Raw genomic sequence first — 5,440 nt, forward strand, 5'->3', positions numbered from 1 at the left:
ACTATGGTTTGAAACAGAACCAATGGTATGACGGACGCCGCGATGTGGTGGCCTCAACCAAAGTTGCGCTGGATATGATGCAGCGTCTGAACGGCATGTTTGACGGTGACTGGTTACTGACCATCGCCGCCTACAACAGCGGTGAAGGGCGTGTGCTGAAGGCGATGAAACAGAACAAGGCGCGCGGTAAGCCGACCGACTTCTGGCATTTATCGCTGCCACGCGAGACTACGGTTTACGTACCTAAAATGCTGGCCCTGAGTGATATTCTCAAGAACAGCAAGCGTTACGGTATTAAGCTGCCAACCGCCAATGAGAGCCGTGCACTGGCTCGCGTTGAAGTGGGACAGCAGATTGAACTGACGCAGGCCGCAGATATGGCCGGTATGTCGCTCAGCAAGCTGAAGACATTCAATGCCGGGTATAAAAACGGCACCACCGCGCCAAACGGACCGCACTATATTATGGTGCCAAAGTCCAACGTGGCTCAGCTGCGTAATTCGCTGGCTTCCGGTGATATTGCTGCGGTACAGCCCGGCGAGCTGGCGAAAGTCAGCGCTGCAGGCAATAGCTATAAGGTCCGCAAAGGCGACACCTTATCGGGCATTGCCAGTAAGCTTGGCGTGAGCGTTAGTGCACTGAAGCAGCAGAATAACCTGCGCAGTGCGTCAGTACGCATCGGTCAGACACTGACCGTTGGCAGCAAAGCTGGCGCGTCGCAGCTGGCGGATAACGGCAACAGCATCACCTACCGTGTACGTAAGGGTGATTCTTTTGCCAGTATCGCCAAACGTCACGGTGTTAACACCAAAGACGTGATGCGCTGGAACAGTGACGCTAAAGACATTCAGCCCGGCGACAAGCTGACGCTGTTTGTGAAGAATAGCGCAACACCTGATACCTGATGCACCGAAAAGGCTGACTTTTGTCAGCCTTTTTCATTATTTACCTTTTCCCGTTCCCGCAGTCCGACACACTCACGCGTAAACCTCGTTATTTTCGCCGTTGCGCCATGCCTTTAGCGGTCTGAAATGGTTTATTGAGCAGGATGCGGCATCAGCGCTGTGAATCATTCGCCTTTGGCGCGCCGCGCCTGGCTTAACGTTTAGCCGCGCCGGGACTGAATTCAACCAGCAGAGGATTGTGGTCAGAGGCACGCGTCACCAGCACCGACGCCTCGCTGACTTTCATGTCGCGGTAAAAGACAAAATCCAGCGGGCGGCCAAATGCCTTGCGTCGATGATCATCAGTAAAGTTTACTTCGCGCAGCGCCATCTCACGGGCAAAGCGGTAGAGCGCGTTCATACGCTGGCGGCTCCAGGCATTGAAGTCGCCGGCCATGATCACCGGCCCGCGATGATGCTGGATTTGCTCGCCAATCGGCCCCAGCTGTTTGCTGTACACATCAACGCCGAGGCTGAAATTGACCGCATGAATGTTCACCACCATCAGCATTTCGCCGGTGGGAAGCGGATAGGCAGTGACCAGAGCGGATTTAGACAGCCTCAGTAGCGGCTCACGTTCACGCAGCGGACAGCAGTAGACCGGATGGGCAGAAGCCAGCGTCATGACGCCAGAGGGGTGTTGTGGCAGCACAAAGGCCGGTACCTGATCGGCCGCAAGATAATTGCTGGTGGCGAACTGCACCAGTTCCGGTGTGGTCTGCGCCTCCTGCAGCAGCACCAGATGGGCATCTTTGCCGAAGCCCTGCAGTACTGACATCCAGTCTGCCCGCTGCTGTTTGAATATATTCCACACCAGCACGCGCAGGGTTGGGTCGGCTGGCAGCGGTGCACCGGGCGGTAACGCCTGCCCAAGATGCAGCATCGCCCCTGGCGGAAAAATCCGCTCAGCAGGCTGACCTGCTACATACCGCATTGCATAAGTTTTTTTTCGCACTGTCCCGCCTGGCTGATTTTCGACTACAACTTCACCTGACTGTTATAGGGATTTTAGCGCGGGGTTTCAATTGCTGTTATTGATTGTCGGAATTCGCCTCACAGCCAGCAACGGCAACAGCCCACCATACGGCAGGCTGTTGTGCGGCTTATTCAATGATGGCTGCCGCACGCGGCTTATCCAGCTGGCCACTGAGGCGGACCAGCAGCAGAGCCGCAAACACGATGACGGCACCCACCCATGGCGTCTGCGCCAGACCGTAATGTTCCACGATGTGACCGCCGACGGTTGAACCCAGTGCGATGCCAATATTAAAGGCCGCGATATTCAGCCCGGACGCGACATCAACTGCGCCTGGCGCATAGTGTTCGGCCTTTTGCACCACGTAAACCTGCAGGCCGGGTACGTTAGCAAAGGCAAAGACGCCCATCACCAGCACCGTGAGCAGCGCGGGGTAATGCATGCTGGCGGTGAACTGAAATACCACTAACAGAATGGCCAGCGCGATAAAAATCAGCGTCAGCGCCGGTACCGCACCGCGGCGATCGGCCAGCCTGCCGCCCCAGATATTCCCGATCGCCACTGCAATACCGTACCCCAGCAGCACGCCGCTGACGGCGGTCGGCGAGAAACCGGCCAGCGATTGCATCATCGGTGCCAGGAAGGTAAAGGTGGTAAAGATGCCACCGTAGCCCAGCGCGGTAATCGCGTAGATCAGCAGCAAACGCGGATTGATCATCACCGCGGCCTGCTGTGCCAGGGAGGTGGCAGGCGGCTGTGCGATGTTGCGCGGTACCAGTATCATGCTGCTGACCAGCGCAATCACGCCCAGCAGAGAGACCGCCAGAAAACTTTCACGCCAGCCAAAGTGCTGACCAATCAGTGTGCCAAGCGGTACGCCGGTAACCAGCGCCACGGTTAAGCCGCCAAACATGATGGCTATCGCACTGGCAGCTTTCTCTTTGCTTACCAGGCTGGTGGCAATGGTTGAGCCGACGGAGAAGAAAACACCGTGCGCCAGACCGGTCAGCAGACGCGCCATCACCAGCGTTTCATAGTTGGGTGCCAGCCAGGCCACCAGATTACCGACGGTAAACAGCGCCATCAGCCCCATCAGCAACTGCTTGCGCGGCAGCTTGCCGGTTAAGGCGGTGAGCACTGGCGCGCCGACGGCCACGCCAAGCGCGTAGATGGATACCAGCATCCCGGCAGAAGGTAACGTAATGCTGAGCTGTTCAGCGATGGTCGGAATCAGCCCGACGATAACAAACTCGGTGGTTCCGATAGCGAAGGCGCTGATGGTCAGCGCCCAGAGTGCAAGTGGCATGGTTGACTCCCAATAATGTTTTGATGGGCGCCATTATCGACTCGTGCTTTAATAACAAAAAGAAGCAAAGTAACAATAAACTTTTGCCTGAGGAGGCATAATGAAGGCATCTTCAGAGGAGTTAAAAGTCTTTATCGCTGTGGTGGAAAGCGGCAGTTTTAGCCGTGCAGCGGAGCAGTTACAGATGGCCAATTCGGCGGTGAGCCGCACGGTGAAGAAGCTGGAGAACAAGCTTGGCGTGTCGCTGCTGACGCGTACCACCCGTCAGCTGGCGCTGACTTATGAAGGCGAACTCTATTTCCGGCGCGTGCAGAAGCTGATCCTTGAGATGGCGACAGCAGAGAATGAGCTGATTGAGCGCCAGCAGGCGCCACAGGGCGTGCTGCGCATCGACGCGGCTACACCGGTGATCCTTAACCTACTGATGCCGATGATTAAACCCTTTCGCGAGCGCTATCCGGCGGTCACGCTATCGCTAATTTCCTCTGAAAGCTTTATTAACCTGATCGATCGTAAAGTGGATGTCGCTATTCGTGCCGGGGATTTAACCGACTCCACGCTGCGTGCCCGGCTGCTGTTCACCAGCTATCGTAAAATGGTCGCTACGCCAGCTTATCTGGCGAAATATGGTACGCCGGCGTCGGTGGAGGCGCTGGCACATCATCAGTGCCTCGGTTTTGTCGAGACGCCTCGTCTTAATCGCTGGCCCGTGTCGGCCAATGGCAGCGATCTGTATGAAATTGACGCGGCGATGTCATCAAACAGCGGAGAGACGATTAAGCAGCTGTGCCTTAACGATCAGGGTATCGCCTGTCTGTCGGACTTCATGGTGAATGCGGAAATTGCGGCGGGCACTTTTGTTGAGGTGCTGGCGCACCAGTCGGTACCGGTTGAGATGCCTTTTAATGCGGTGTATTACAGCGATTTAGGGGTGAGCCAGCGCGTGCGGGCCTTTATTGATTTTCTCAGCGAGTGGGTCAGAGATCAGCCCTGGCGCGTGCAGGGCTGATGCATGGGAGAATTAATCCCAGTCTGGTGCCAGGCCTTCCGGGCTGACCAGACGCTGCTGGCGATCCAGCGCGGCGATCTGCGCCATGTCGTCCGCATCCAGTGTCAGATCCTGCGCCGCCATATTGCTGGCCAGGTTCTCACGTTTGGTTGAGGAGGGGATCACGGCATAACCCAGTGCCAGTGCCCACGCCAGGACGACCTGCGCGGGTGTGGCCTGATGTTTCTGCGCAATCTGCATTATCACCTGTTCTTTTAACGCTTCGCCATACGCCAGCGTCATGTATGAAGTGATATGAATGCCCTGCTGTTTCGCGAAGTCCACGACCTGGCGATTTTGCAGGAACGGGTGCAGCTCAATCTGGTTGGTCGCAATGTTCTCTGCGCCCACAGCGGCAATGGCCTCTTTCATCAGGGCAATCGGGAAGTTAGAGATACCAATCTGACGCGTCAAACCCGCCTCTTTCGCTGCCATCAATGCCTGCATGCTCTCTTTGACCGATACCGCTGCACCCGGCGATGGCCAGTGAATCAGCGTCAAATCGACATAGTCGGTACGCAGTTTCGCCAGGCTCTGCTGCAGGCTGGGGATCAGTTTGTCGGCGGCGAGATTCTCAATCCAGATTTTAGTAGTGATAAACAGCTCATCACGAGCCACGCCGCTTTCAGCAATAGCCTGACCTACGGCAGCTTCGTTTTCATAAATTTGAGCGGTATCGATGGTGCGGTAACCAAGTTCCAGTGCGGTTTTCACTGAATGAATAACAACATCGTCCTGCAGACGAAATGTTCCTAAACCAAAAGCGGGGATTGTCATGTTTTCCTCATCATTGCGTTGAATGTTGCGATGAGGCGTATTGTGGCAGGTTTATTGTTGCTGAAAAATCCGCTTATGAGCAGAGGAATTTTGCGTTTTACTCAACAATGGCAGGTTTTTAGCGGACATGAAAAAGCCCTGACTTTACAGTCAGGGCTTCTCAATTTAAGTGGCGGAACGGACGGGGCTCGAACCCGCGACCCCCTGCGTGACAGGCAGGTATTCTAACCAACTGAACTACCGCTCCACCGATTCTGTACTGATTTCAGACCGTCGCTGATTTCAGGTGTTTCGCCCTTTCCGCGTCACCGGGAAGGTCACGACCCGATTAGGGGTCTTAAATTGATGCCTGGCAGTTCCCTACTCTCGCATGGGGAGGCCCCACACTA

5 protein-coding genes and 1 tRNA gene are annotated in these 5,440 nt (G+C 55.8%); 2 read left to right on the forward strand and 4 right to left on the reverse strand.

Features of this window, described 5'->3' with window-relative positions:
- The coding region (gene mltD, locus QMM04_RS20605; RefSeq protein ID WP_282996900.1) for a murein transglycosylase D at positions 1 to 905 on the forward strand (905 nt) is incomplete at its 5' end.
- A 193-nt stretch (positions 906 to 1,098) separates the two neighbouring features.
- Here the strand turns inward: mltD and QMM04_RS20610 are convergent.
- Positions 1,099 to 1,899, reverse strand: a complete 801-nt coding sequence (locus QMM04_RS20610; RefSeq protein WP_031279675.1) for an endonuclease/exonuclease/phosphatase family protein — start codon at positions 1,897 to 1,899, stop codon at positions 1,099 to 1,101.
- A gap of 148 nt (positions 1,900 to 2,047) precedes the next feature.
- Positions 2,048 to 3,226 (reverse strand): MFS transporter, encoded by a 1,179-nt coding sequence (locus tag QMM04_RS20615; RefSeq protein WP_058758033.1) that lies wholly within the window; start codon positions 3,224 to 3,226, stop codon positions 2,048 to 2,050.
- Between the two features lie 100 nt (positions 3,227 to 3,326).
- Between QMM04_RS20615 and yafC the strand changes: the two genes are divergently transcribed.
- Positions 3,327 to 4,235: a DNA-binding transcriptional regulator YafC gene (gene yafC, locus QMM04_RS20620; RefSeq protein WP_125310440.1), complete on the forward strand. Its 909-nt coding sequence runs from the start codon at positions 3,327 to 3,329 to the stop codon at positions 4,233 to 4,235.
- A 12-nt stretch (positions 4,236 to 4,247) separates the two neighbouring features.
- Here yafC and dkgB read toward each other — a convergent pair whose 3' ends face one another.
- Both dkgB and QMM04_RS20630 read right to left on the reverse strand, forming a co-directional pair.
- On the reverse strand, positions 4,248 to 5,051 hold the full coding sequence (gene dkgB / locus QMM04_RS20625; RefSeq protein ID WP_282996901.1) for a 2,5-didehydrogluconate reductase DkgB: 804 nt from the start codon (positions 5,049 to 5,051) through the stop codon (positions 4,248 to 4,250).
- Between the two features lie 170 nt (positions 5,052 to 5,221).
- Positions 5,222 to 5,298 (reverse strand) — tRNA-Asp (locus tag QMM04_RS20630).
- Between the last annotated feature and the right edge of the window lie 142 nt (positions 5,299 to 5,440).

This window comes from Pantoea sp. Pa-EAmG (assembly GCF_030024295.1).
Taxonomy (GTDB): domain Bacteria; phylum Pseudomonadota; class Gammaproteobacteria; order Enterobacterales; family Enterobacteriaceae; genus Pantoea; species Pantoea dispersa.